This window comes from Psychrobacter piscatorii (genome assembly GCF_001444505.1).
GTDB lineage: Bacteria > Pseudomonadota > Gammaproteobacteria > Pseudomonadales > Moraxellaceae > Psychrobacter > Psychrobacter piscatorii_B.
This window is the reverse complement of sequence record NZ_LNDJ01000082.1, coordinates 1-25,012: the sequence shown is the minus strand read 5'-3', so window position 1 is coordinate 25,012 and position 25,012 is coordinate 1. Positions and strand designations below refer to the sequence as shown.

Here is a 25,012-nt window from a genome sequence, read left to right as displayed (position 1 = left end):
CCTTGTACCACTTTTAATATTGATTGAATATAAATCAAATTGCTAGATTAACGCCCATAAAAAAGCGCCTATTAATAGACGCTCTTTATTGATGATTTCATTTATGTTTGAAGCACTAGCATCAATACAGCCAAGGTGATTAATGATTCAAAATCTTCGATAAGAACATCTGCGCACGATCACTTTTCGCCCCTTCAAAGAATTCGTCTTTACTACAGTTCTCAACGATATGCCCTTCATCCATAAAGATAATACGATTGGCAACCTGACTGGCAAAACCCATCTCATGGGTCACGCACATCATGGTCATGCCCTCACGCGCCAGCTCGACCATGACGTCAAGCACCTCTTGAATCATCTCAGGATCGAGCGCTGAGGTTGGCTCATCAAAGAGCATCGCCACAGGATCCATAGCCAGTGCGCGTGCAATCGCCACACGCTGCTGCTGACCGCCAGAGAGCTCGGCTGGGTATTTTGCCGCTTGTACCGTCAGACCAACGCGGTCTAGATACGCCATCGCTTTTTGCTTGGCCTCACTCTCTTTACGCCCCAAGACCTTAATCTGAGCCACTGTCAAATTGTCAATAATGGTCAAATGCGGAAACAATTCAAAATGCTGAAACACCATGCCGACACGGCTACGTAGTTTAGGCAGATTTGTTTTTGAATCACCGACAGAGATGCCGTTGACCATGATTTTACCTTTTTGAAAAGGCTCAAGCCCATTAACGGTCTTAATCAGCGTTGACTTACCACTACCTGAAGGGCCACAAACCACGACCACATCCCCTTTATGCACGTGGGCAGTACAGTTAGTTAGTACCTGAAAGTCGCCGTACCATTTGCTGACATTGGACATTTGAATGACCATTTCATCCGTCGCATGGCCATTGTTAGTAACCAGCCCACCAAAGGAATTTATGTATGTATCAGCATTACTCATTACTGGCTCCTAACCACATTATTATCGATAACCGTCGTTTAAAAATTAAATCAAAATACCAAACCACAATCTTAACGCTCAAAGTCCCAAGCGAGATATCTATTAAAACCGCAAACGCTTTTGTAGCTGCTGCACGCCAATCGACGCACTCAAACTAATCACGAAGTAGATAGCGCCCGCCCCTAAGATATAAGGGGTGAGTAAGCCCATGAGCTCACCGCGGACGTAGGCGGCGCGAAAAAAGTCGGTCAAACCAATGGCGAATACCAACGTCGTATCTTGGAATAAAATAATACACTGCTGCAAAATCAGCGGTAGCATTTTGCGAAAGGCTTGCGGCAAGATGACCAGACGCATGGTCTGCCCGTAAGTCATACCAAGCGCTTTGGCAGCATTGACCTGACCGCTACCGATCGATTGAATACCCGCACGCACCACTTCTGAAAAGTAGGCAGCCTCAAACATCATGAAGGCCACCACACAAGAGGCAAAAGCGGCATTGATTTGTAGATACTTGCCTGCTATCCAAAAATAAATCATCGGTACAGCAAAATAAAACCACAGTAGTACCAATAGCAGCGGCACTGAGCGGAAATAGTTGACGTATAGCCTCGAAGGTACTTCAAGCGCTTTGATACCAGACAAGCGCATCAACGCCAATACGGTACCCAAACTAATACCACCAATGATTGCCAAGAACAGCACTTTTAAGGTGGTGATCATACCGCCCATCAAACCAGGATAGGCTGTTGCCAATTCGGTCATCATACTCATTTCTGACCTCCCGCAATAAGCCCAGGCACACGCAATTTACGCTCGATCAGTCCCATCAGAGCAATTAATGATAAATTGAAAACGAGGTAAATAATCGTCGCGTAGGTATAAATCTCAATACTGTTCTGCGTGTATTCACTGATGGTTTTGGTTTGACTGATCAGCTCCATTACCCCAACGAGCGAGGCGACAGAAGCGTTTTTGAAGCAGTTGGTCAGCTCCGAGCTGAGCGGTGGCAAGATAATACGAAAGGCTTGTGGTAGTAGCACTTCTTTGTAGACTTGCGGAATGCTAAAACCCAGTGCATACGCGGCATTGGTCTGTCCGTCAGGTAAGGATTCAATCCCTGTACGAACTTGCTCAACAATTCGAGCAGCGGTAAATAAGCCAAGGCCGATACTCGCTGACAGCATGGCTGAGGTATTCGGCGACAAGTCCTTATACCACCACTCCTGTATTGCTGGCGTCAGCCAGCCGGGTGCGATGTAAAACCAAAAAAACAGTTGTACTAGCAGTGGAATATTGCGAAATAATGTCACATAAGCCGTACCAATAGCACGAGCCGTCTTGCTCGGCAGCGTGCGCATGATACCAAAGATAGTACCCACGACCATGGCGATGGCCCATGCGATACTGCCGATCAATAGCAGCCAGCCAAGACCAGTAATCATCCAATGGATATAAAGCTCGTTACCGATACCAGTTTGCTCAAAGAGCACGCCCCAGTTCCAGCTATAATTCATGGTTGTCTCTCCGAGCAGCGATTCATAAGCCTATAGGTCAGACACATAATATCTGACCTATAGACAAGCCATATTGAGGGACAAAGAACTTATTGAGCGGTCGCCGTTTTTGGCTGAGCACCGTCATGCGGATTGGCAATCAACGCTTTTAAGTTGTCAGACATCTCAAAGTTTAGATTGACGTTTTTCGGTGGGACTGGGTTCAAGAACCACTTGTCATAAATGCTATTGATTTCGCCTGAGCTAAAGACATTATTTAATGCTTCATTGACGACGGCTTTGAATTCAGGATCGTCTTTACGCATCATACAGCCATAAATCTCAAACGATTGTGGCTCACCAACGATAACCCATTCATCAGGATTTTTTGCTTTGGCTTTTTCGCCTGCGAGCAACACATCATCCATCATAAAGGCATCAGCACGACCATTTTCTAACATCAAAAAGGCTTCGCCGTGATCTTTTGCTGAGATGATGTTCATATCCATTTTGTTGTCATCATTGTACTGACGGATATAACGCTCTGAGGTCGTACCTGCCGTGGTGACAAGGGTTTTACCTTTTAAGTCTTCAAAATTCTGAATACCAGAGTCTTTGTTGGTCAACAGACGCGTACCAATCTCAAAGAAACCATTAGAGAATGCCACTTGTTTTTGACGCTCTTCGTTGTTGGTGGTTGAGCCACACTCAAAATCCACCGTACCATTTTGTACTAATGGAATACGCGTTTGCGAGGTGATTAAGTTATAACGGACGTTGAGGTCTGGCATGTTTAGCTTTTGCTTAACGGCTTCAACGACTTTCATTTCTAAATCGTGGGCATAGCCGATAGGCTGATTAGGATCATCAGCAATATAAGAAAATGGAATAGAGGAGTCACGGTGACCGACGACGATGGTGCCAGAGTCTTTAATTTTTTGTAGCGTGCCGTTGGTATCCGTGGCAGCAGCTTCTGTCGTCGTGGCGTCATCTGCTGGCGCTTCGGCTGTGGTCTGGCTACTGTTGTTACAGCCAGCTAAGCCCAATGCCATAAAGGCCGCCAAAGTCAACGGTTTAGAAAATAAGTGGGTCATGGAATACATCCTTTTATCACAAGCTTTTATCACAAGATTGAATGAGTGCTTTGAAGACACGAGTCTGATTGACCGATCTCATTGCCCCGCATCCGTACGGTTGTTGCTGTTGTTTGTCACAATGCAACTCAATGTTACTGTACAACAAATTTGTGTTAGATGGTAAGTTTTTTTTAAAGGAGGTGATATTTTGGAATATATTTATTTTTTACCTAAAAGCCGCTGGTTCCTGATTACTGCATCACTATAGAAATAGACAGATAGCTGACTCATTCATACCTAGATTTGTCCCTCATTGGTACATGTAATCAAGAAAACATTGTAATCATAATATTGTGGTTGCTACGATTGATAAATTGGCCATAGTCCCCATAAAGCTAACAACTTCTTAATACTACAAATGACTTATGACACAAGATACTCAAGTCCCGAATACGGACAGCCAAACTGCTGGCACTCATAGCGACAACGACATACGCCAACGTTTTTTTATTGAAGACTCGCCCGTGCGCGGTGATGTGGTGCGCCTATCGCGCAGCTACGCCAGTACGATTGCGCAAAAGCCCTACCCTGAAGCCATCAAACGCTTATTGGGCGAGATGCTGACGGCAGCGAGTTTACTTATCAGTACCGTCAAAATTAACGGTCGTCTCTCTATCCAGTTGCAATCATCAGACAGTGACAGCCTGCTAAATTGGGCGATGGCAGAATGCGATCAAGACGGTATCATCCGTGCGCTTGCCAGCTGGAAAGGCGAGACCGATGAGCAAGTGCAGGCTTGGGACAATATGATCCATGCCAAAGATGCCTTTGCTGAGCTGGGTGCTATGGGACAAGGGGTATTGTTCATTAATATTCACCCTGAAGGTGGCGAATCGTACCAAGGTATCGTTGAGCGTAGCCATGACAATCTGGCAGATTGCTTGGCGCATTATCAAAAGCAATCAGCGCAGATTCCAACGCTCATTAACCTAGCATCTGATGGCTTGCAAGCGGGTGGTATCTTGGTACAGATGTTACCGCGTACTGCAGAAGAAACGTCTGAAGTTGAGCAGAACCAAGATGCGGGTATCGACGATGATCTATGGACACGTCTAAGCGTGTTGACGCGTACGGTTAAGGCAGAAGAGCTGACAACGCTAGATGCTAACGAGATTCTGTATCGTTTGTATCACGAAGAAAACGTTGTCGCCCCTGAGCCTGCGCCTCTAGCTTTTGGTTGCACGTGCTCACGCGAGAAGTGTGAGATGGCCATCGAGCAAATCGGCGAAGCAGAAGCGTTAGATATCGTCGAAGAGCAAGGCGGTACGTTTGAGATGGACTGCGGGTTCTGCGGTGAAGTCTATAAATTCAACAAAGATGATGTAGCAGCGGTATTTGCTGAGTAAGTTTTTTATCACTAAGCATCTGTATCAAAAACCCCTCAAGTGTGATACTTGAGGGGTTTTTTGAAATTTTAAAAAGTATGTGACTGCTTTTATGTTGAGCCACCTTTAGTCTTGATGCCATTTTTTCATATAATCAATCGCCATTGTATTGATTGCCTGCCAGTCAGCTAAATGTTTTTTTGAAAACTGAAGTCTTACATAGTTATTGTACTCAGGATACATATACTCCATTTGGCACATTCTATCTTGGTCTTCATTAATTGTAGGCATACAGCGAATCGTAATCGGCGCGTCTGTATAAGTACTTCCTATATAGTATATAAAGGGATTATCGCCTGACCCGATATATGCCTCTAGTTCATGAGCATCTTTATCAAAATCTCTATTCTCTTCTTGCTTGATACTATCTATTCTAGTCGGTATATCAGCACCTTCAATTTTTGAGTTTCTAGCTGCCCAACGAAACTGTATGATATCGTCGTCATGTTCAAAAATGTTTGGATCTTTGTCATTGTTGTTTAGCCCTCGACCACTTGGCCAAAAAAAATAAACGCGACCCATATCCGTCTCAAAACTTTCGTAACTACCCGTATCTGGTCTAACAATATAATTTAAGGGAATGACATAACTGTCACCATCTACATCTACTTTAATTTGAGCATTAGGGCCATGTACATTTGGCTTTGCACAGCTAGTAACTATGAGTGCGCTGCCTAATAGCAAAGACACATTTCTCAGTAGCACTTTCTGAGATGATAAAAACGTCATTGCGCAGTACATATAACGCAGATAACTCGAAATGATACCCACTGTTTTCTACACCGCCACAGCCAAACTTCTAGGATAAGAATGTATGCGCGGACGTCCTGCATAGTCGCTTAGACCATTATCGAGCAGCCATTCAACAACCTGTTCGCGCACTCGCCTACTATGAATTAAGTTCATATGATTGACGCCGTAGAATATCGCTTTATGACCATCTGGCACAAACAACGCATGTTCAGCATCATCTTCACCTAAGGCTGAAGCCACCGATACCAAGCTGTCCCCTAGCAGATCCGTCACCTTAGAATCATAATGCGTCTCAAGCAACGCACTAGCGACAAAGTAAGTTTTGATACCACTTGGCAGGCGCGCAGGATGACGAAAGTCTTGTGGTAATACGCTGCGTCCCTCTAAGGCTTTCCAGTCAGCGTCACGAATACTGCCATGACGCAGATCAATGATACCCGCACTCCTCATATCACCAAGTTTGGCAAGCGAGCCTGCAAATGGCAACTTGGCGATGATGTCTTGCACATAATTACCGATACGCTCAAGCACTGCGCCATGATGCGGTGAACCTAAGGTGATGAGATTGCCCACGCGCTTTATCCAATCTAGGCGCTCTTGCTCACCATAAAACAGCGCACTGCGCGCCACCAAGCCGCCCATGCTATGACCCACCAAATCTATCTGAGTAATATTTGGGTTATTATCGACCAAGTCCTGTAGTAATTGAGAGAATTTACGACCGCTGCGAGAGATACGTCGACCTGTATTGTAATCTAAGTACAGAACGGTGGTATCGGGCTGACTGATATGAATCGCCTCGCCCAGATCATTGCCTTCTTGCGACTGCCAGCTTAAATGACTCATGCACAAGCCATGGCACAAAATGACAATACGCCCTGATAGCCGCTCATTTTGGGGCTTGCCTTCTTTGGTATACAACATCATCGGAATTGCGAGGGCATTTTGATTGTTGACCAGATGATCACCCATGACACCATTGATGACATTGACCAGCTTTTTTAGTGAGTCAGGTAGTGGCTGAGCTGTTTTTTGAACGATGAAGTTTTTGTATATTCGTAGTACCGAGGCCAGATTGTTACCAACCATGAGCATGATATGACGTATCGTGCCATAGATGCGCCCCGTGAAACCGCGCTGCCATTTATTGAGATGCTTATCATTGAACCGGCCTAAGGGACGCAAGATGACTTCACGATGAATGGACTCCACAATCTCAGTCATCTCAACTACTCCCATGGTCGCAAGCTGCGCCAACCCTTCAAAAAAATCCGCCAAAAAGACAGGGGTTTTGGTCGTTTCCTCATTGTCGTCTGTGTCTGCCAATAATTTGACCAGCTCATCCATATCGATGGCTTCGAGTTGATCTATCTGCTCATACAAATCACCATGCCGTGGCACGCTATCAGCTGAGAAAAAATGAGCATCAAGCTCATGGCGATTACGCGTATAACTGCTATCATTCTGAGCGCTACTGTCACTAACACGGTTGTTATAAAACAAATTTTGACTGCTCATAGTATTGGCACGTTTAGCGAAAAGGGAGTTTTTCTATACTATCCTTTAACAGTCGCAAATAGAAGCGAATGATTTAGTTTTAGCGTTCGTTTGTGACCAAAAGAGACGTATGGCTGATAAACGGTATCTTTATTATTATCAAAGCGTCATCCAATATATGCATCAAAAGAAAAAATCCCAAGCCGAAACTTGGGATTTTTAATAAATATGCCTTTCTACTATTTTTACTTTCTACTGATTCGTCATCTAGCGCTTACCGAGCTATGCCGGGCTGGCTGCCGACTCAAATGATTCCGCCAATATGACATCGCCGTCTTCTTTGGTAATCATGACTGTTGCTGAGCGCGGAGTACTACCGCCAGCGACCGCACCCCATGTATTACCTGGATGCTGAATGTTGATAAACAGTGTTTTGAAGTCTGGTGCCATGGTAATACCGGTGACTTCGCAGCCTTCAGGGCCGACAAAGAAGCGTTTGATGTTGTCGTTACTAGCCGGCATGCCAATGCGCGATTGCTGTCCTGCTGACGTGGTGATGGTAGTACCATCGCTGACTTTGCCCGGTAATGCCGCAAGCAGCATACAGCTGGTAGTATCGGTATACGCACCGTCATCCGTCTGAATCCATAACACACCACGTGGATCAAAATACAAACCATCAGGAGAAGACAGATCATTGCTAGCACTTAACTGCGATAAATTCTCTGCGGACAGATCACTTGGTGCACCAAACAGATAGATATCCCACTCAAAACTGGTTGCGGCATGATCGCCGCCCGTCTCTGCCCAGCGAATGATATGACCGTTGTCATTACCACTTGGTTTGCCATTGACTTGATAGCTACGCGGGTTAGCAGCTGATAAAGGTTGGTCATCACGCACACCGCGATATTTATTGTTGGTCAATGTCACATAGACATCGCCCGTCATAGGACTGACCGATACCCATTCTGGTCGATCCATCTTGGTGGCGCCAGCGGCATCGCCAGCAGCGCGAGCATAGACCAGCACTTCATCTTGGCTATTAAATGGTAACGCACTATTGAAGGCATCTAGTCCATTTTGACCTTGAACAAGTGCTTTCCACTCACCGCTGCCATCTTCATTAAATATGGCAACATATAGCGTGCCATCATTCAGGTATTTGTCACCAGCTTTTAGCCCGCCACCGATATCCGCATTTGACCACATCGCTTTGGAGACGAACTTATAGATATACTCACCTCGAGCGTCATCACCCATATAAAATACCACAGGTTTGCCTTGCTTAACGGGTGCATAGGCACAGTTTTCATGGGCAAATCGACCCATGGCGGTACGTTTTTGCGGCGTAGAGTTTTGATCAAACGGGTCGATCTCTGTGATATAGCCAAAGGTATTGAAACCGTTACGGTAATCTTCAGTGGCGTTTGCACCAACAGCGGTCATATCCCAGCGCGAAAATTCATCCATGATTGTGGCATCTTTTGCATCAGGCGTGTGCCATAGATATCTAGAGCCTGGAGAGTTCTCTGGTGCGCCGTAACGCTCGCGACCATAGTTATCACTGGCGCTTAACTGACTGGCATCTTGTCCGCGCGCAAACACACCCAAGAAGTTCTCTTCTGTGGTCAAGTACGTGCCCCAAGGTGACAACCCTGCACCGCAGTTATTATTAATGCCGCGCGTCTGAAAACCCGTTGGATCAAACTTGGTTTTGACCAAATCAGAACCTGCCACAGGGCCTGCCAGCTGTGAGGTCGTACTACTAGTGATACGTCGATTGTATTTGGAGTTTGGCACCATCTCATAGCCCATGCCATTTGCTCGGCGCTTCATCTCAACCACTGCCACACCATGGCAGTTGACTTCACGGCGTATATCGCTGGCAAGGCGACGTCGTTGAAATAAAGGCGCAGCATCTTTATCTTCGATGACATAATAGCCAAACGGGCTTAGCTCCTCACTATTCACGTATTCGTGATTCATCACCAGTAGGCCATTCTCTGAGCCTTTAGCATCGTACGCATTATCTTTTTTGCCAAAGAACCACATGCCATCGTGGTTGTCACCCATGCGCCATTCAAATGATTCTGCCGATTGCTCACGATTGTCCTTCCAATCTGCAAGTCCAGGCATGAGCGGCGTGCCAAGCGGCAATATCATCTCTGCCTTGTAACCTTCTGCCACCGTCATCGTCTCAGCAGTTGAGTGCGCTACGGCCTTAAACTTTAAGGTTTCAGGACGCTTCAAATCACCCTGCGCCGGAATAGCAGCGTCATTGTCATCTTCGACGATAGGACTGCTGATATTGTCATCGTCATCACTACAACCAACCAAAGGTAGCGCGCCAAAAAACGCTGCTGCCGTCAACCCTGTACCACCTTTTAGAATACTACGGCGATTCAGACGGCGATTAATAACCGTCTGAAAATCAGTATTATTAGTAGGATTTGAATCTTCAACGATTTCGTGAGCGAGCTCTAGTTCTTTATTCAATAATGTCATTATCAGTCACCTTGCTATTGGGCTAGATTGGCGGAGAGTGGGTCGCGGCATCACATTACAGCCACAAAAATACGAATTCCGCTTAAGTCTACTGACTCTTTATGACAGCACGCTGAACGATAGATGACAAACTGATGACAAATAACTGTACAAACAATTATTGAGAGATATAAGTATTAAAAAATTTTGAAAAAATATATAAAGTCTAAAAAATAAAAGCCCCAATTGAATGAACTGACCCCCATAAGTTGTGTCCAACTTATGGGGGTCAGTTCAGCAATGGCTCAGGGCTTTTTGATATTTATGACGACTATTACTGGTTCATTTAGCAAGCTTACTGCACTTGTGTTACCCATTCATGAGCACCCAATGTTAGTTTGAGCTTATCGCCTGCTTGTAGTACACCCACGCCGCTTGGTGTACCAGTCATAATCACATCACCTGCCTGTAAGCTAAAAGCATGGCTGATGTTGACCAGCAGCTCATAGACAGGGAACAGTATCAAAGCACTATCACCGTCTTGCGCCAGCTTATCATTGATGGTGAGCTGATAATGTACATTCTGAAGATTGCCAAACGCTTGCGGGTCGATCCAGTCAGCAAGCACGCATGCCCCATCAAAACACTTAGCACGCTCCCACGGATGACCTTTTTCTTTAAGGGTGCTTTGCAAATCGCGCAAGGTCAAATCCAGCCCCAAGGTCACCCCGCCAATCGCCTGCTGTGCCTCTTCAATCGTTGCCATAGACAAGTCAGTGGACAGCTGAATACATAGCTCAGCCTCGTAATGCGTCTCGCCAAGCACCTCTGGATTGGGGCGCACCACATCACTACGAATAGATACTACAGAAGAGGCGGGCTTCATAAACAATATGGGTGATGATGGCACTTCATTGCCAAGCTCTTCTGCATGCGCCGCATAGTTACGCCCCACGCAGACGACTTTGCCAATAGAGCTACGCAGACGCTCATTGTGGTTATCAATGCTCTGTTCTTCATTGACCCCAGCGGTGATGGCATTTGCTAATGACATATGTGGCGATTGGCTCATACTAGACTCTCCCTATAAATGATAAATATTTTTCAGCAATCCCTACTATATTGTCTACCGTCACCTTTATTGTCATCTTGGCGACCATTCATGACTAGTGACTCTCTACGGAATCGTGTTGGTCACCACATCTGGTGGCACATAGCTGACGTGTCGGTTCATACGTTTTTCAAACAGTCTAAAGCTAAACAAGATAACCCATGACAGCACAAGATAAACGATACCGGCAGCAAAGAACAGCTCCATTAGCGTATAGGTACGCGCACTAATCGTACGAGCCACCCCCGTAATATCCATCAACGCGATGGTCGATGCGAGCGCACTGCCTTTTAGCATAAAGATCACTTCGTTGCTGTAGGCGGGTATCACAATACCAAACGCACGCGGCAACGTTACACGTGTCAGCTTCTGCCATTTTGACATACCAAGCGCATCGGCCGCCTCAAGCTCACCGACAGGTATCGTCTGAATCGCACCGCGTATAATCTCTGCCAGATATGCACTGGTATTAAGCGTAAAGGCGATGATGGCACACCAGTATGCTTGACTGAGCACCGGCTCCCATAAAAACGACTCACGCACCGCCCCGAACTGACCGAGACCATAGTAAATCAGGAATATCTGCACCAGCAGCGGCGTACCGCGGAAAAAGAAAATATAAAGAAATGGCAATATCTGTACTAACCAGCTCTTCGACAAGCGCAGCAGCGCTAGAATTAAACCAAAAAACAATCCGACAATACCTGAGATCACGACCAGCTGTACAGTCAGTACCGCACCGCCCAGTAAATCAGGTATATGATCAAAAATGACCTGCCAATTCCAATCCATAGTATCTCTCCTCTATCCTATGGTCGATTGACTGTGAGTGGATTGACGGCTTATCTTTTTAGCATAGCGTGCCGCTGGATTGGCGCGCCACTCAAGCCACATCATAAAGCCAGTAATCAACATGGTCAGACCCAAATAAATAATCGCGGCTGCCATATAAAAGGTAAACGGCTGCTGTGTTGACTGCGCAGCACGCGACGACTGATACATGATGTCTTTGAGACCCACGACCGACACCAGCGCAGTGTCTTTGAGCAGTACCAAAAATAAATTGCCCAAACCTGGCAATGCAATCTGCCATACCTGAGGCAATGTAATGCGATAAAAGGTCTGAAAAGGACGCATACCAATCGCTTGCGACGCTTCTCGTTGCCCTATCGGAATCTCTTGAATGGACATGCGAAAAATCTCAGTCGCATACGCCCCAAACGCGATCGACAGCGCCATAACACCACCCCAAAAAGCGCTAATCTCGACATAGTCGTTGTAGCCGAACTTTTTGAGGATGCTCATCAATAAGATAGAGCCGCCATAATAAATGAATAGCACCAATAGCAGCTCAGGAATACCGCGCATCGTCGCAGTATAGACAGTCGCAAGCTTACGCAGCAACCAGATATTGGACATCTTTGCGGTTGCGCCAAGCAAGCCTAAGGCCAGACCAATAATTAAACTGGTCATGGCAAGCTGTATGGTGACGGTAGCGCCGCTTAATAAAAGCGCGCCAAATCCTTGTAAGTCAAACACGATTATCCACTCAGTCTCTTTATATTAGCAATTTGCAAAATATGAGTTAAAAGAATCAGCATCAATAGCTGAACGCGGCTATGTACCGTATTTTATACCAAATCAATAAGGATGGTCGGCGCCAAAAAATGACGTCAAAGGAATACGGTTGGCGCTGCGATAATTGACACAGTAGAAATGAGCGCTGATTTTATCATATTCGCTCGCCGTGATGTTAATCCTGACGCGTAAAAGCTGTGTCTAAGCCGTACTTAAACAGACACTTACCTCTAGAAACACACAATAAACCGACTAAATTTGAGCAACCTTGATAGCCACTCATAATGTGTATTCGTTGATATGACAGTCAATAAAAAAGGACGTCACCATCATGGCAACGTCCTTCTTATTAAGAAACAATCAACTGTTATTGGCTATAAACCTTTCTTATGAAAGCCGTAGCGTGCAGTTGGTAAGATTACTGACCGGCGGTCTCTGTGACTGGCTGCTCAGGCGCGTCTACATCTGAGGTCTGCATCGCAGATTCTGATATAGCAAAATACTGTTGATTGATTTTATCGTAAGTACCATTGGCTTTAATATTGGCTAAAGATTGATTGATTTTTGCTTGTAGCGGATCGCCTGGGCGTACTGCTATCGCAAAGTTATCATTGATATCAATCTCTTCACCTTTTAGTGCATATTTACTACCAGCAGGAGAGCTCAGCCACTCTATCGCAGGCAACTTATCAGAGATCATCGCATCGACGCGGTTTGATCCTAGATCCAAAAACGCATTGCTCAACGTATCATAAAGCTTCATGTCAGAGTTTGGATACTTGTCTTCGAACCACTGTGATGAGATGGTCGAGCGCTGTGCGGCAATCGAGTGAGCGTCGATGTCGCTTTGGTTACTAGGGTCAAAACTGCTGTCTTTTTTGGCCAAAAAAACCAAGGTATTGCTAAAGTATGGATCAGTGAAGCTAACCTGCTCTGCACGCTCTGGCGTAACGGACATCGCCGCGACAATCGCATCATACTTACCGGCTTTTAGACCAGGAATAATACCGTCCCAATCTTGCGCCATAATCTCACAAGTCACCTGCATATCGGCACAGATGGCATTGGCTATCTCAACGTCAAAACCACCCAGTGTCCCATCCGCATTGGTATAGTTAAAAGGTGCATACGCCCCTTCCGTACCAATACGCAATACGTCATCCTTAGTTGCCTTTGTTTCGGTCGTATCAGAACTGGTATCGGCCGCACTCTCTTGGCTATTGCTACAGCCAGCGATGGTAAAAATAGTCGCTAGCGTAAGTAATGGCACAGATAGACGGCTGCTCGTCATAGCGCTAATAATAGATTTGCCAGTCGTAGCACGGACTGGAACACAGTGATTGCTCATGATCATCCTTGGGTTTTCTTGGGTAAACAACACTTTTGAAAATAACGGTCTATGCAGAAGACGTCGTCTTAGTTCGTTGCCGCTTCAGCTGGTGCGTCTTCTTCAACGACTATGACTTCATCGACGCCATCAGTGACCGATGCTTTTTGTGCCGCAGCGGTCGAGCTGGTACCAAAGTAACTGCCAGTGATTTGATCATAAGTGCCGTTGTCTTTTAGCTCAGCCAATGCTGTGTTGAATTTGGCAATCAGTGGGTCACCTTTACGGAAGGCTATACCCATCGCATCGTCATTGGTGCTGATCTCCTCACCTTTAACTTCATAGTCTTTGCCGGCGTCTGTTTTTAGCCAGTCAATACCAGTGACTTTATCAGACATCATCGCACGTGCGCGACCTGAGGTTAGATCTAGGTAGGCATTGTCTTGAGTATCATATAGCTTGATATCAGCATCCGCGTGCTCGTCTTGTAGATACTGTGAGGCCACGGTAGAGCGCTGTGAGGCAATTGGTTGACCTTTGAGCGAATCGATGCTGATATCATCACCTTTTTTACCAATGAGGATGATACCACTATGGAAGTAAGGGTCACTGAAGTCGACCACTTCTTTACGTTCAGGGGTGATTGACATACCAGCGATGGCTGCATCAAATTTCTGTGCATTCAACCCTGGAATCAAACCATCCCAATCTTGAGAGATGACTTCACATTTTGCTTTCATTTGTGCGCATAATGCGTCAACCAACTCAATCTCGTAGCCGATCAGTTTGCCATCAGCATCGGTATAACTAAATGGCTTATAGCTTGATTCTGTCGCGATTTTGATATTCATAGGTGCTTCAGTCGCGGTATCAGCTTCAGCATTTTCTGCTGGTGCTGAGCTATCGTTACAACCTGCTAGCATTAGCATCGCTGCGCTGAATGGCGCAATCCACAAGGCTTTTTTGCTCATTGATGATGTTATTGAAAGTGTCATACCTATTATTCCTTAATATAGTTACCAGCCATATCGTCACTTATTACGTGCTGCTTGATGCCTTATTGAGCGCCACTTACTCAGTACTTGTCAGTGGCGCGCGCGTATTCGCAGCAGTCTTTAGTGAGCCATTATTGACCAAAGTTTTGCTGCTCAAGACGGGCAAGCTCACCGTTGCTACGGATTTCGCTCAATGCTTTATCAAACTCCGCTTTGAGTCCATCACCTTTACGCACGGCAATAGCAATATTGTCATCGTTATCAATCTCATCACCAACGATACCGAAGCCTTCTTTATTGTCAGCGAGCCATGATTTGGCAGAGACTTTTTCGGCCAATACTGCATCGCTACGACCAGACTTTAGATCCAAGTAGGCATTGTCGTAGTTGTCATATAGCTGAACGGTATTGCCATCTTTGCCTTCGTAGTTATCTTGTAGATAAGCGCCTGGCGTGGTAGAACGCTGTCCACCAAGCGTGACGTTTTGGATCGCCATTGGATCAAAGCTGCCATCAGTGTTGGTGAGCCATACCATCGTATTGGCAAAATACGGTTCGCTAAAATCGACTTTTTCTTGACGCTCAGCCGTGATAGACATACCTGCGATAACGGCATCATATTTTTGTGCCAATAGACCTGGGATAATACCGTCCCAATCCTGCGCTACGATTTCACAGTTGGCTTGCATCTGCTCACACAAAGCATTGGCAACATCGACATCAAAACCGCTTAAGCTACCATCAGCATTGGTATAGTTAAATGGAGGATAAGCGCCTTCGGTTGCAATGCGGATGGTTTGGCCAGTGGTTTCTGCGGCAGGTGCATCGGCATTGGCTTCGGTAGTTTCATCGGCAGGTTGGCTACAAGCGCTTAGCATGAGCGCAGCAGAGACGGTCATCGATGACCACAATAGACGAGCGTTCGACATCATATGTTCCTTAAATTCTGATGGGTATGGATATGGGGTTCTGATACTTTGTTCTCTGACGTCCCTGACAGACAAGCAATATAGATAGCAGAATAAATAATGGACAGCCGTTAAAATTGACCGACTATAAACCTTTTGATAATACCTGAGTAAAAAATCAAAAACAAACGTTTTGCATACTTGCAGTGACCATAGAGTAATAAAGGATAAACAATAGTTACGGTATAGTGATTTTTATATTTGATAGGATTCGATGGCGGTAGAGTCAGTAGGGCTCTACCACCATCTGATTTCTGATTTGGACAGGATTAGTGCGGACGATGCGAGGCCATAAAATCTTTGACGCGCTCGGAGGTAGGATTGTCAAAGACTTGCTCAGGTGTGCCGATCTCCTCAACCACCCCTTGGTGCAAAAAGACCACTTTGCTTGATACTTCACGGGCAAAGCGCATTTCATGAGTGACGATCAGCATAGTGCGACCCTCTTCTGCCAGCTCTCGCATCACAGCGAGTACTTCATTGACTAACTCAGGGTCTAGCGCCGAGGTTGGCTCATCAAATAATAGCACTTGCGGCTGCATGGCAAGTGCGCGAGCGATGGCCACGCGCTGACGCTGACCACCAGACAAGTTGGCTGGATAAGCGTCTTTTTTATCGAGCAAACCGACTTTGTCGAGCAGTTGTTCAGCATCACTAATCGCTTGGGCTTTTTTGATCTTGAGAACCTGCGTTGGCCCCTCAATGATGTTTTGTAGGATCGTCTTATGTGGCCACAAGTTAAAGTTCTGGAAGACGAACCCAACCCGGGCACGCAAGCTCTCTAACTGCTTCACATCCGCCGCTTGCAGCTCACCTGATCTGGCAGGTTTGAGCATCAGCTCTTCATTACCGATCAGGATACGACCTTGATTGGGGTTTTCGAGCAAATTAATGCAGCGCAGCAAGGTTGATTTACCTGAGCCCGATGAGCCCAAAATAGAGATAACATCACCGTCATAGGCAGTGAGAGATACCCCTTTGAGTACTTCTAATGAGCCATAGCTTTTATGGATGTCTTGTAAGTCTAAGGCGATAGGCCGAGTTGGTTTTTTTGCAATATCAAGCATGGTTCAGCAGACTTCCAATAAATATGAGTGAAAACACGAATAAAAATAAATAAGAGCTGTATATTATAAATAAGAGCTATACAGTATCAGCATCTATAGCATTATTATGCTAATGCTACGCCTGAGCAGGCCAAGAGAAAAATGCCATATTGTCTCTTATTGCACAGTAAAAAGGCAAATCTTGTGTTTAACCAGTCAGTTAATCAGTACTGGATAAATGACTGGCACAAAAAAGCCCAGACCATATTTATCGCTCTGGGCTTTATTTTATCACTTTAACGTGCCAGACGTTGTTTTATCTGATAATGCTATATTGACCAACACACTATCATAGCGTTTGGCGCGCCATAAAACTTAGTACGTCGATACATGCTCTGAATCTTCCGTACCATCCAGTACTTCTGCCTCATCAGCGGTTGCCACAGCCACATCATCCCCTGTACTGACAGCCATATTGTCATCAGCGGTAGCAACGGCGATGTCATCAGAACTGGTTGCTGTCGCATTCTCTTCAACGCTGGTTTGGGCGTCAACGCTTGTATCCGCTTGCGTCTCCATCGGTGTCTCATCTTTACTACAAGCACTTAGCGCAAGCACCCCTGCAACCAAGCCAACCGTCATCCAGTTTTTGTATGTCGTGTTTTTAGTCGTCATCGTTATTCTCCATTACTTGTCATATGATTCAGCGTCATTTATTGATAGTGCCGTTTTCTTAGTGCCTACTATACTGATGATACATCGCAGCTACCTTAGTATTTACAGCGCAGTTCTGTTAAAGGCACGTAAACACAGCTCACAAAATATTTGAAGAAACCCTTTTTAAACACTAGGAAATAAGCTTTAAAACAACCCTTTGTAAAGTCACTTTGATGCTTTGTAAAGCGGGTTCTGTTCACAAAATCATCTTTACTATCACCGCAATCTCCTCTATGTTAAATAGCATAATGACCTATGGACCGCTAAATAGGCATTCAAAACTGATTTTTTGCTAAATTTTCGCCTTTTTAGGCGCTTTTATTTATATAAAACTGATATCACATAAGGAGAATAATTGATGAGTCAAGCAAATACGACGGATATTACCACCTACATGCAGTCTGTTGGCAAGCAAGCCAGAGCCGCTTCTCGTGCGCTCGCGGCAGCCAACACAGGCGACAAAAACTCAGCACTCATGGCCATTCATGATGAGCTAGTCAATGCCAAGCCAGATATTTTGGCAGCCAATAAAATCGATATGGACAACGGTCACAAAAACGAGCTTGATAGCGCTCTGCTCGATCGCTTGGAATTAAACGAAGCACGATTCAACGCTATGCTCCAAGGCCTAAAAGACGTGGCGAGCCTGCCTGATCCAATCGGCGAAGTGACGGATATGACTTATCAGCCATCAGGGATTCATTTGGGCAAAATGCGTGTGCCACTGGGCGTCGTTGGCATGATTTATGAATCGCGTCCTAACGTAACCTTAGAAGCTGCTTCACTGGCACTAAAATCAGGCAACGCCATCATCTTACGCGGTGGCTCTGAAGCGTTTGAATCCAATCAAGCGATTGCCAAATGCATCATAAAAGGCCTTGGCCACACGGATCTCTCTGAGCACAGCGTTCAAGTATTACAAACGACCGATCGAGCTGCTGTTGGTGAGCTGATCACCATGACTGAATATGTAGATGTCATCGTACCGCGTGGCGGCAAAGGTCTGATTGAGCGTATTAGCAACGACGCCCGCGTCCCTGTGATCAAGCATCTAGATGGTAACTGCCATACCTTTATCGATAGCGATGCGGATCCTGAGATTGCCATCAAAGTCAGTGTTAATGCCAAAACCCATCGTTATGGTACGTGCAACACGATGGAGACGCTGCTGATTGATGCCTCTATCGCCAAAGATTTATTACCAAAGATTGCCACCGCCATTATCGAGGCCGATGATGCCATGCAGCTACGTGTAGACGATAGCGCCCAAAGCATCTTAGCCGATGTGATCACCTTAAACGGTCACTTGTCTGCTGCTACCTCTGAGGACTGGGATACAGAATATCTTGCCCCTATTCTTGCGGTAAAAGTCGTCGACGGTATTGATGAAGCCATTGAGCATATCAATACACATGGCAGCCATCATACCGATGTCATCATCACGGACAACTATACCAAATCGCAACGCTTCATCCGCGAAGTGGACTCAGCGAGCGTGATGATTAACGCCTCTAGCCGTTTTGCTGATGGCTTTGAATATGGTCTTGGTGCTGAGATTGGTATTTCAACGGACAAAATCCATGCGCGCGGCCCAGTCGGTCTTGAGGGACTGACCTCACAAAAATGGATCGTCTATGGTCATGGTGAAGTACGTGCATAACTAAATCTGTATTCATGATTGAATCGAGAGTTTGAGAACGTCGGCCATTGTGCTGGCGTTTTTTTTATGATAATCATAGGCATTTATATTACGGACACCTAAACAATAAGGAGCGGTGCCACCATGCAAAGCGGCAAGATTAAGCATTGGAATCACGAAAAAGGCTATGGCTTTATCGATGTCGATGATCAAGATGAGGACGTGTTTTTTCATATTAGCAAAGTAAGTTTGGCGGAGCCGATAGCGGTTGGTCGACGTGTCTATTTCACGAGTAGTCGTAATGATAAAAACCAATTGCGTGCCACCAAAGTGACGTCAGCCATACTTAGCATTGAACCAGATACTGCACCAAATACACCAAGGCAGATGCCCAATAATAGCAAACGAGATAATCACAGCCGCCCCTCAAATCGCAACCATCAAAACACTCGTCAAAATAGCTCTCGCAACAAGAGAAGCCTAGGCAGCACCCTATTTAGCCTCATTGCCATTATCGCTGTCGCTGTCTACTTCTTTGGTGATTTAGGCTCGACGTTATCTCAGTATACGTCTGACAATACCAGTCAAGTCGCCACAACTGATACAGCGACCACTAGCATCACGGGCGATGCACAGATCGATAAAACGATTGCGCTGATTCAACAAGGCGGGCCATATCCTTATCCCAATAAAGATGGCACGACGTTTTACAATCGTGAAGGTAGACTGCCAGCACAATCGCAAGGCTACTACCGCGAATACACCGTACCCACCCCTGGCGTCTCCCATCGCGGTGCGCGGCGTATCGTCACAGGTGGTCGCCCGCCCACTGTTTATTACTTAACCGTCGATCACTATGACAGTTTTCAAAAGCTTGAGGTACCCTAATATGAATCAAGAAGCCATGAATCAGAAAGATACGAGCCAAGCCATCCACTATGTCAGTCAAGACCCCATTAACCAAAACGGTACAGCGCTATCTGCCGTCATTCCTACTCAGGCTGTTACCATACCCGCGTGTGACACACTGGACAAAACCACGCTATTGACGAGTCTGGCGCGTGCCTGCCACTTCCCCAGCTATTTCTCACACAATTGGGACAGTGCATGGGACTGTCTGACAGACAGCGATGTGCGGCACTTAGTGCTTGATTTGACGGTAATAAAAAAGATAAACACCGAAGACTTCAATATCTTTAAAAGCATTATCGAAGATGCTTATAGCGACTTTGGTAAGCCGCAACTGTGGATTATTGTGCCTTTTGAGAATGACACTTAGCGGTGAAAGAGTGAGGCGCTGATAGTCACCGACAACGATTCGTCATCATAGAAACCTGAATTCGAGATAAAGCCATATTTATCCCGAATTCAGGTTAATTTATTTTATACAAAGGATTAACCTATGGAGATTACCTTAAACGGTTATTACACACTGATACTCGCGACCTTGGTGCTACTACTGGGGCGTTTTTTGGTCAAAAGGATTAAATTTTTAGAAGATTTCAATATTCCAGAACCTGTCGCAGGTGGCTTAGTCGCAGCGATTGTGGTCTATATTCTCAATATGGTTTGGGGATATAGCTTCAACTTTCATCAAGGCTTACAGACCGCCACTATGCTAATGTTCTTTGCTTCTATCGGTCTGAGTGCTGATTTTAGTCGCCTAAAGGCAGGCGGCACACCGTTATTGATTTTTACGATCGTGGTATCCGTCTTTATCGTGCTCCAAGATGTCGTTGGCGTGGCCATGGCAAGTGCGCTAGGGCTTGATCCGCTGCTTGGTCTCGTCACAGGCTCTATCGCGCTGACGGGTGGTCATGGTACGGCAGGTGCTTGGGGTATTACTTTAGAACAAGACTACGGTGTGGTCGGTGCGACGACGCTTGGTATCGCTGTTGCGACTTATGGTTTGGTCGCTGGTGGTATCGTCGGTGGTCCTGTGGCACGTCGCTTGATTAACCGACTGGGTCTAAAACCGACGCCAGCGGATCCCAATCCCAGTGATATCGAAAAAGTTGCCAGTGCTCAGTCTTTATATAGCACCAAACATGATGAGGAGACTGCAGGTAGCAATAAAGACATCTTTGAGAGACCCGATAGCATGCGCTTTATCACGGCATCCTCTACTATCGAGACATTAGCGCTATTTGCAGGGGCATTGGCTTTTGCCGATGGGATGACGCTCGTGGCTGAGGGCACATGGTTTGAGCTACCGACGTTTGTCTGGGCACTGGCAGGCGGCGTCATCATACGCAATGTGTTAACGATGGTCTTCAATTTTGAGATGTTTGATCGCTCGATTGATGTATTTGGTAATGCATCTTTGAGTCTGTTTTTGGCAATGGCGTTACTGTCATTGAAGCTGTGGCAGTTGACGGATTTGGCAGGGCCTGTATTGGTCATATTGATCGTACAGACCATCATCATGATTATCTACGTCTACCTCATTACCTTTAAAGTCATGGGCAAAGACTATGACGCGGCAGTACTCTCAGCAGGACATTGCGGTTTTGGTATGGGAGCTACCCCGACAGCGATTGCCAATATGCAAGCAGTCACGGATCGCTATCTTCCCTCGCCGAAAGCCTTCTTAATCGTGCCAATGGTTGGTGCGTTCTTTGTCGATATCGTCAATGCCACGATATTGCAAATATTCACCAAGTTGCCGTTTATTTAATACTACGTCTGAGCGTATTTAAGCCGTGATTAATCTTGAGGAGATTGCATGGGTCACATCGTGTGATAGCATTATTATCAAATACGATGTGATCTCACCGCCATTCATCGTATCAATAGACATTACTCAGAATTATTAAAACTTATTAAAAGTATCGAGGCATTTTATGTTGGTATTTGCCATTATTCTTGTGGTTTCAGGCGCACTCATTATTGGTGCATTATGGGGTCTATACGGCTACATGCCTGACTGGATACAAGGCAATCTGCTTGCGCTGGCAGGTGGTGCGCTCATGAGCTCAGTGGTACTTGAGATGATTCAACCTGCGATTGGCGAGAGTGGTTTGTGGACGACTGTCGCCTTTACCGTGTTAGGCGCAGTGGTCTTTACAGGTATTGACTATCTGATTGATGAAAAAATGCAAAACAAAGGCGGGGCAGGTTTGCTTGCTGCTATTACGCTTGATGGTATCCCAGAAAACTTAGCGCTTGGCGTCGCGCTGATTGGTGGTAACGCTTTACAAGTCGCGGCACTAGCAGGTTCTATTTTATTATCAAATCTCCCAGAAGCCGCAGGCGGTGCCAAACAAATGCGCGATGGTGGTAGCAGTCACAAAAAAATACTCATGCTATGGATTGGTGCAGCTATTTTATTATCATTAGCAGCTATTATTGGCAAAACGCTTCTCAAAGATGTCGATGATGCAGTAATTAGTGCAATTGACTGTTTTGCCGCAGGGGCAGTGATTGCTTCATTAGCGACAGAAGTTTTTCCGTCTGCATTTAAAGATGGCAACCATTGGGCGGGTATCAGCACTGCTATTGGTTTGGTGCTGGCATTAGGACTCAATCAACTCGGTGGCTGAGATTCTAAATATTCGTAGGGTTTAAATTTGCCCCTTATTGCATGAGCATGCTCTTATCGCACAATCATTTGAATGAATAAAACCGCCCAGCAATAATATTGGGCGGTTTTTATTTATCTGACATTCGGTTCAAATATATCTAGGTGCGGCGTCATGCAGCAACATGATCGACTCACTAAAGCGTAAACCCAATCACGTTGAGCTTATTCTCTTCTGCAAACTTAAATAACTCGTGAACGTGATTTAAATTCTCACGAAACGTATTTAGACCTTCTTGGCTCTCTGCTTCGTGGTAGCCGATATCGTGTACCAATTTTTTTAGATCTGTCGCGGCAAACGCTTTGACGATCTCAGGTACGACGGCCACATTGTATAATAAACCGTCATGCTGCTCATGCAGCGGGGTGCTATTGTTTGCCAAAAACAACAAATCGCACAAGGCATAATGCCCCTCTCCCAATAACTCAACCAGTTCTTCCGTATAATTTTCAAGAGACGCTTGTCTCACATCTAAGTATTGGTTATCGCGATTTTCTCTTAGCTCATCCAGTGTCATATCACCAACAAGTATGCTGATTAAATTTTCCTCGCGAACACTACAAAAGCAAAATGACATAGTTGTTGAAATAGACATCGTATCTTCCTTAACTGTGATTAAAAATAAAAACCGCCTAGCAAACGCTAAGCGGTTTTTTGTTATACAACTCTCAAATAGAGTCAGTTAATACTTACTGGTTTTTTTCGTACACTGGTAGCTCTTTGCAGATTGCTTCTACTTTACCGCGTACTTCAGCTGCAACCGCTTCATCACCGCGGCTGTCTAGCACGTCACAGATCCAGCCTGCCAAATCAGCCGCTTGTGCTTCGTTGAAGCCGCGAGTAGTAATCGCTGGGGTACCGATACGGATACCAGAGGTGACGAATGGTGATTTTGGATCATTTGGTACGGCGTTTTTGTTCACAGTGATGTGTGCATCACCAAGCCATTTGTCGGCTTCTTTACCGGTCATTTCTTGCTTCACTAGGCTGATCAGCATGAGATGGTTTTCAGTACCACCAGAGATGATCTCATAGCCACGCTCTTGAATGACTTTTGCCATGGCTTGTGCGTTTTTCACAACTTGCTGCTGATAAGTTTTGAAGTTGTCTTCTAGCGCTTCTTTAAAGCAAACCGCTTTTGCCGCGATGACGTGCATGAGCGGGCCACCTTGGTTGCCTGGGAATACGGCAGAGTTTAGCTTTTTAGCAAGTTTCTCATCACGCGACAAGATCATACCTGAACGCGGGCCACGTAGGGTTTTGTGTGTGGTGGTAGTGGCCACATCAGCAAAAGGTATTGGGCTTGGATAGACGCCGCCCGCAACAAGACCAGCAACGTGTGCCATATCTACCAATAGATACGCGCCTACCTCGTCAGCGATGTCACGGAAACGCTGCCAATCAACGACTTGTGAATACGCTGAAAAACCTGCAATGATCATTTTTGGCTTGTGCTCACGTGCCAAGCTCTCTACTTGATCATAGTCAATAAGGCCAGTGCCATCGACCAATCCGTACTGTACGGCATTGTAGTTCAGACCTGAGAAGTTGATGTGCGCGCCATGCGTCAAGTGACCACCAGCGTCTAGACTCATGCCAAGTACCGTGTCATTGGCTTCTAGCAACGCTAAAAATACAGCAGAGTTTGCTTGGCTGCCTGAATGTGGCTGGACGTTGACATACTCAGCACCGAACAGCTCTTTTGCACGGTCAATGGCCAATTGTTCAATGACATCGACATGCTCACAGCCACCATAATAACGCTTACCAGGATAGCCTTCAGCGTATTTGTTGGTCAAATCAGTGCCTTGCGCTTCCATCACTGCTTGTGAGCAGTAGTTTTCAGAGGCAATCAACTCGATGTGATTTTCTTGACGAACGCTTTCTGCAGCCATCGCTTCAGCAAGGGTCGGATCAAACTCTTTGATAGAAATGTCTTTAAACATAATAATGTCCTAAGTAGTGACTGTCATTGAAAAAGTATCATTAAAAAGAAGCTGATAGCTTGCCCACAATCAAACGAACACTGCATCGACGTTGCTCAAAGTATGCTAGGTACTTGTGCACGCTGCTCTTTTGCCAGCTGTTTTATGGTACGACCATGATTGTGAATGGCGACTATCAGTAAAAATTAACATAAGAATAAACACAGGCAGTTGGCCTGCATTAACTTGACCGATCCGTCAATAAAATCGATATACAGCGGCATCGATAGCATTGCGAAAGCGTAAGTGTAACATGAAAAATTGTGCGATGAGCGCAAAAAAGCCTACCTGAAGATGAGCAAATTAAATGGCGATATAACACAGATAAATAGCCAATTAAATAGGGCGTGTTGAACATTCGACCATGG

Annotated in this window: 23 protein-coding genes; 6 read left to right on the top strand and 17 right to left on the bottom strand. The window is 45.6% G+C overall.

Annotated elements, in window-relative coordinates:
- Positions 1-139: 139 nt before the first annotated feature.
- The 4 genes from AS194_RS08985 to AS194_RS08970 form a co-directional block, all read right to left on the bottom strand.
- Positions 140-871 (bottom strand): amino acid ABC transporter ATP-binding protein, encoded by a 732-nt coding sequence (locus AS194_RS08985; protein ID WP_058025179.1) that lies wholly within the window; start codon positions 869-871, stop codon positions 140-142.
- Positions 872-1,045: 174 nt separating this feature from the next.
- Complete coding sequence (locus AS194_RS08980) at positions 1,046-1,717, bottom strand: ABC transporter permease subunit (protein WP_058025176.1); 672 nt, start codon at positions 1,715-1,717, stop codon at positions 1,046-1,048.
- The gene (locus AS194_RS08975) at positions 1,714-2,460 is read right to left on the bottom strand and encodes an amino acid ABC transporter permease (RefSeq protein ID WP_058025175.1); all 747 of its coding nucleotides are present in this window, start codon (positions 2,458-2,460) and stop codon (positions 1,714-1,716) included. Before AS194_RS08975 ends, AS194_RS08980 begins: the two co-directional genes overlap by 4 nt.
- Positions 2,461-2,549: 89 nt before the next feature.
- Positions 2,550-3,533 carry a glutamate/aspartate ABC transporter substrate-binding protein gene (locus tag AS194_RS08970; RefSeq protein WP_152978627.1) on the bottom strand — a complete coding sequence of 328 codons (984 nt, stop codon included), beginning with the start codon at positions 3,531-3,533 and terminating at the stop codon, positions 2,550-2,552.
- A 407-nt stretch (positions 3,534-3,940) separates the two neighbouring features.
- Between AS194_RS08970 and AS194_RS08965 the strand changes: the two genes are divergently transcribed.
- Positions 3,941-4,921 (top strand): Hsp33 family molecular chaperone HslO, encoded by a 981-nt coding sequence (locus AS194_RS08965; protein ID WP_058025173.1) that lies wholly within the window; start codon positions 3,941-3,943, stop codon positions 4,919-4,921.
- Between the two features lie 105 nt (positions 4,922-5,026).
- On the opposite strand, the gene AS194_RS08960 is transcribed toward AS194_RS08965, so the two are convergent.
- From AS194_RS08960 to AS194_RS08910, 11 genes are all read right to left on the bottom strand, one after another.
- Positions 5,027-5,689 carry a hypothetical protein gene (locus tag AS194_RS08960; RefSeq protein WP_058025172.1) on the bottom strand — a complete coding sequence of 221 codons (663 nt, stop codon included), beginning with the start codon at positions 5,687-5,689 and terminating at the stop codon, positions 5,027-5,029.
- Between the two features lie 48 nt (positions 5,690-5,737).
- Entirely contained in the window at positions 5,738-7,231 is a 1,494-nt protein-coding gene (locus AS194_RS08955) for an alpha/beta fold hydrolase (RefSeq protein WP_058025171.1), read from the bottom strand.
- A 261-nt stretch (positions 7,232-7,492) separates the two neighbouring features.
- A complete protein-coding gene (locus AS194_RS08950) occupies positions 7,493-9,718 on the bottom strand; it encodes a PhoX family protein (RefSeq protein ID WP_058025170.1) in 2,226 nt (741 codons plus the stop codon).
- A gap of 334 nt (positions 9,719-10,052) precedes the next feature.
- A complete protein-coding gene (locus AS194_RS08945) occupies positions 10,053-10,682 on the bottom strand; it encodes a fumarylacetoacetate hydrolase family protein (protein ID WP_058025178.1) in 630 nt (209 codons plus the stop codon).
- A 192-nt stretch (positions 10,683-10,874) separates the two neighbouring features.
- Positions 10,875-11,600: an ABC transporter permease gene (locus tag AS194_RS08940; RefSeq protein ID WP_058025169.1), complete on the bottom strand. Its 726-nt coding sequence runs from the start codon at positions 11,598-11,600 to the stop codon at positions 10,875-10,877.
- A gap of 12 nt (positions 11,601-11,612) precedes the next feature.
- Positions 11,613-12,347 carry an ABC transporter permease gene (locus AS194_RS08935; RefSeq protein WP_058025168.1) on the bottom strand — a complete coding sequence of 245 codons (735 nt, stop codon included), beginning with the start codon at positions 12,345-12,347 and terminating at the stop codon, positions 11,613-11,615.
- A gap of 457 nt (positions 12,348-12,804) precedes the next feature.
- Positions 12,805-13,734, bottom strand: coding sequence for an ABC transporter substrate-binding protein (locus tag AS194_RS08930; RefSeq protein ID WP_058025167.1), 930 nt, complete (start codon positions 13,732-13,734; stop codon positions 12,805-12,807).
- Positions 13,735-13,802: 68 nt separating this feature from the next.
- A complete protein-coding gene (locus AS194_RS08925) occupies positions 13,803-14,708 on the bottom strand; it encodes a transporter substrate-binding domain-containing protein (protein WP_058025166.1) in 906 nt (301 codons plus the stop codon).
- 131 nt (positions 14,709-14,839) lie between these two features.
- The gene (locus tag AS194_RS08920) at positions 14,840-15,640 is read right to left on the bottom strand and encodes a transporter substrate-binding domain-containing protein (protein WP_186475148.1); all 801 of its coding nucleotides are present in this window, start codon (positions 15,638-15,640) and stop codon (positions 14,840-14,842) included.
- Between the two features lie 305 nt (positions 15,641-15,945).
- Entirely contained in the window at positions 15,946-16,743 is a 798-nt protein-coding gene (locus AS194_RS08915; protein ID WP_058025164.1) for an ABC transporter ATP-binding protein, read from the bottom strand.
- 354 nt (positions 16,744-17,097) lie between these two features.
- Positions 17,098-17,397 carry a hypothetical protein gene (locus AS194_RS08910; protein WP_058025163.1) on the bottom strand — a complete coding sequence of 100 codons (300 nt, stop codon included), beginning with the start codon at positions 17,395-17,397 and terminating at the stop codon, positions 17,098-17,100.
- A gap of 400 nt (positions 17,398-17,797) precedes the next feature.
- On the opposite strand from AS194_RS08910, the gene AS194_RS08905 reads away from it, so the two are divergent.
- From AS194_RS08905 to AS194_RS08885, 5 genes are all read left to right on the top strand, one after another.
- Entirely contained in the window at positions 17,798-19,099 is a 1,302-nt protein-coding gene (locus AS194_RS08905) for a glutamate-5-semialdehyde dehydrogenase (protein WP_058025162.1), read from the top strand.
- Between the two features lie 123 nt (positions 19,100-19,222).
- Positions 19,223-19,966: a ribonuclease domain-containing protein gene (locus AS194_RS14085; protein ID WP_058025161.1), complete on the top strand. Its 744-nt coding sequence runs from the start codon at positions 19,223-19,225 to the stop codon at positions 19,964-19,966.
- A gap of 1 nt (position 19,967) precedes the next feature.
- Positions 19,968-20,357, top strand: coding sequence for a barstar family protein (locus AS194_RS08895; RefSeq protein WP_227511620.1), 390 nt, complete (start codon positions 19,968-19,970; stop codon positions 20,355-20,357).
- A 123-nt stretch (positions 20,358-20,480) separates the two neighbouring features.
- Complete coding sequence (gene gltS / locus AS194_RS08890) at positions 20,481-21,755, top strand: sodium/glutamate symporter (RefSeq protein WP_058025160.1); 1,275 nt, start codon at positions 20,481-20,483, stop codon at positions 21,753-21,755.
- A gap of 166 nt (positions 21,756-21,921) precedes the next feature.
- The gene (locus AS194_RS08885) at positions 21,922-22,620 is read left to right on the top strand and encodes a ZIP family metal transporter (protein WP_058025159.1); all 699 of its coding nucleotides are present in this window, start codon (positions 21,922-21,924) and stop codon (positions 22,618-22,620) included.
- Between the two features lie 175 nt (positions 22,621-22,795).
- Here the strand turns inward: AS194_RS08885 and AS194_RS08880 are convergent, their stop codons facing one another.
- On the bottom strand, positions 22,796-23,254 hold the full coding sequence (locus AS194_RS08880; protein ID WP_058025158.1) for a hypothetical protein: 459 nt from the start codon (positions 23,252-23,254) through the stop codon (positions 22,796-22,798).
- Positions 23,255-23,348: 94 nt separating this feature from the next.
- On the bottom strand, positions 23,349-24,605 hold the full coding sequence (glyA, locus tag AS194_RS08875; RefSeq protein ID WP_058025157.1) for a serine hydroxymethyltransferase: 1,257 nt from the start codon (positions 24,603-24,605) through the stop codon (positions 23,349-23,351).
- Positions 24,606-25,012: the final 407 nt, after the last annotated feature.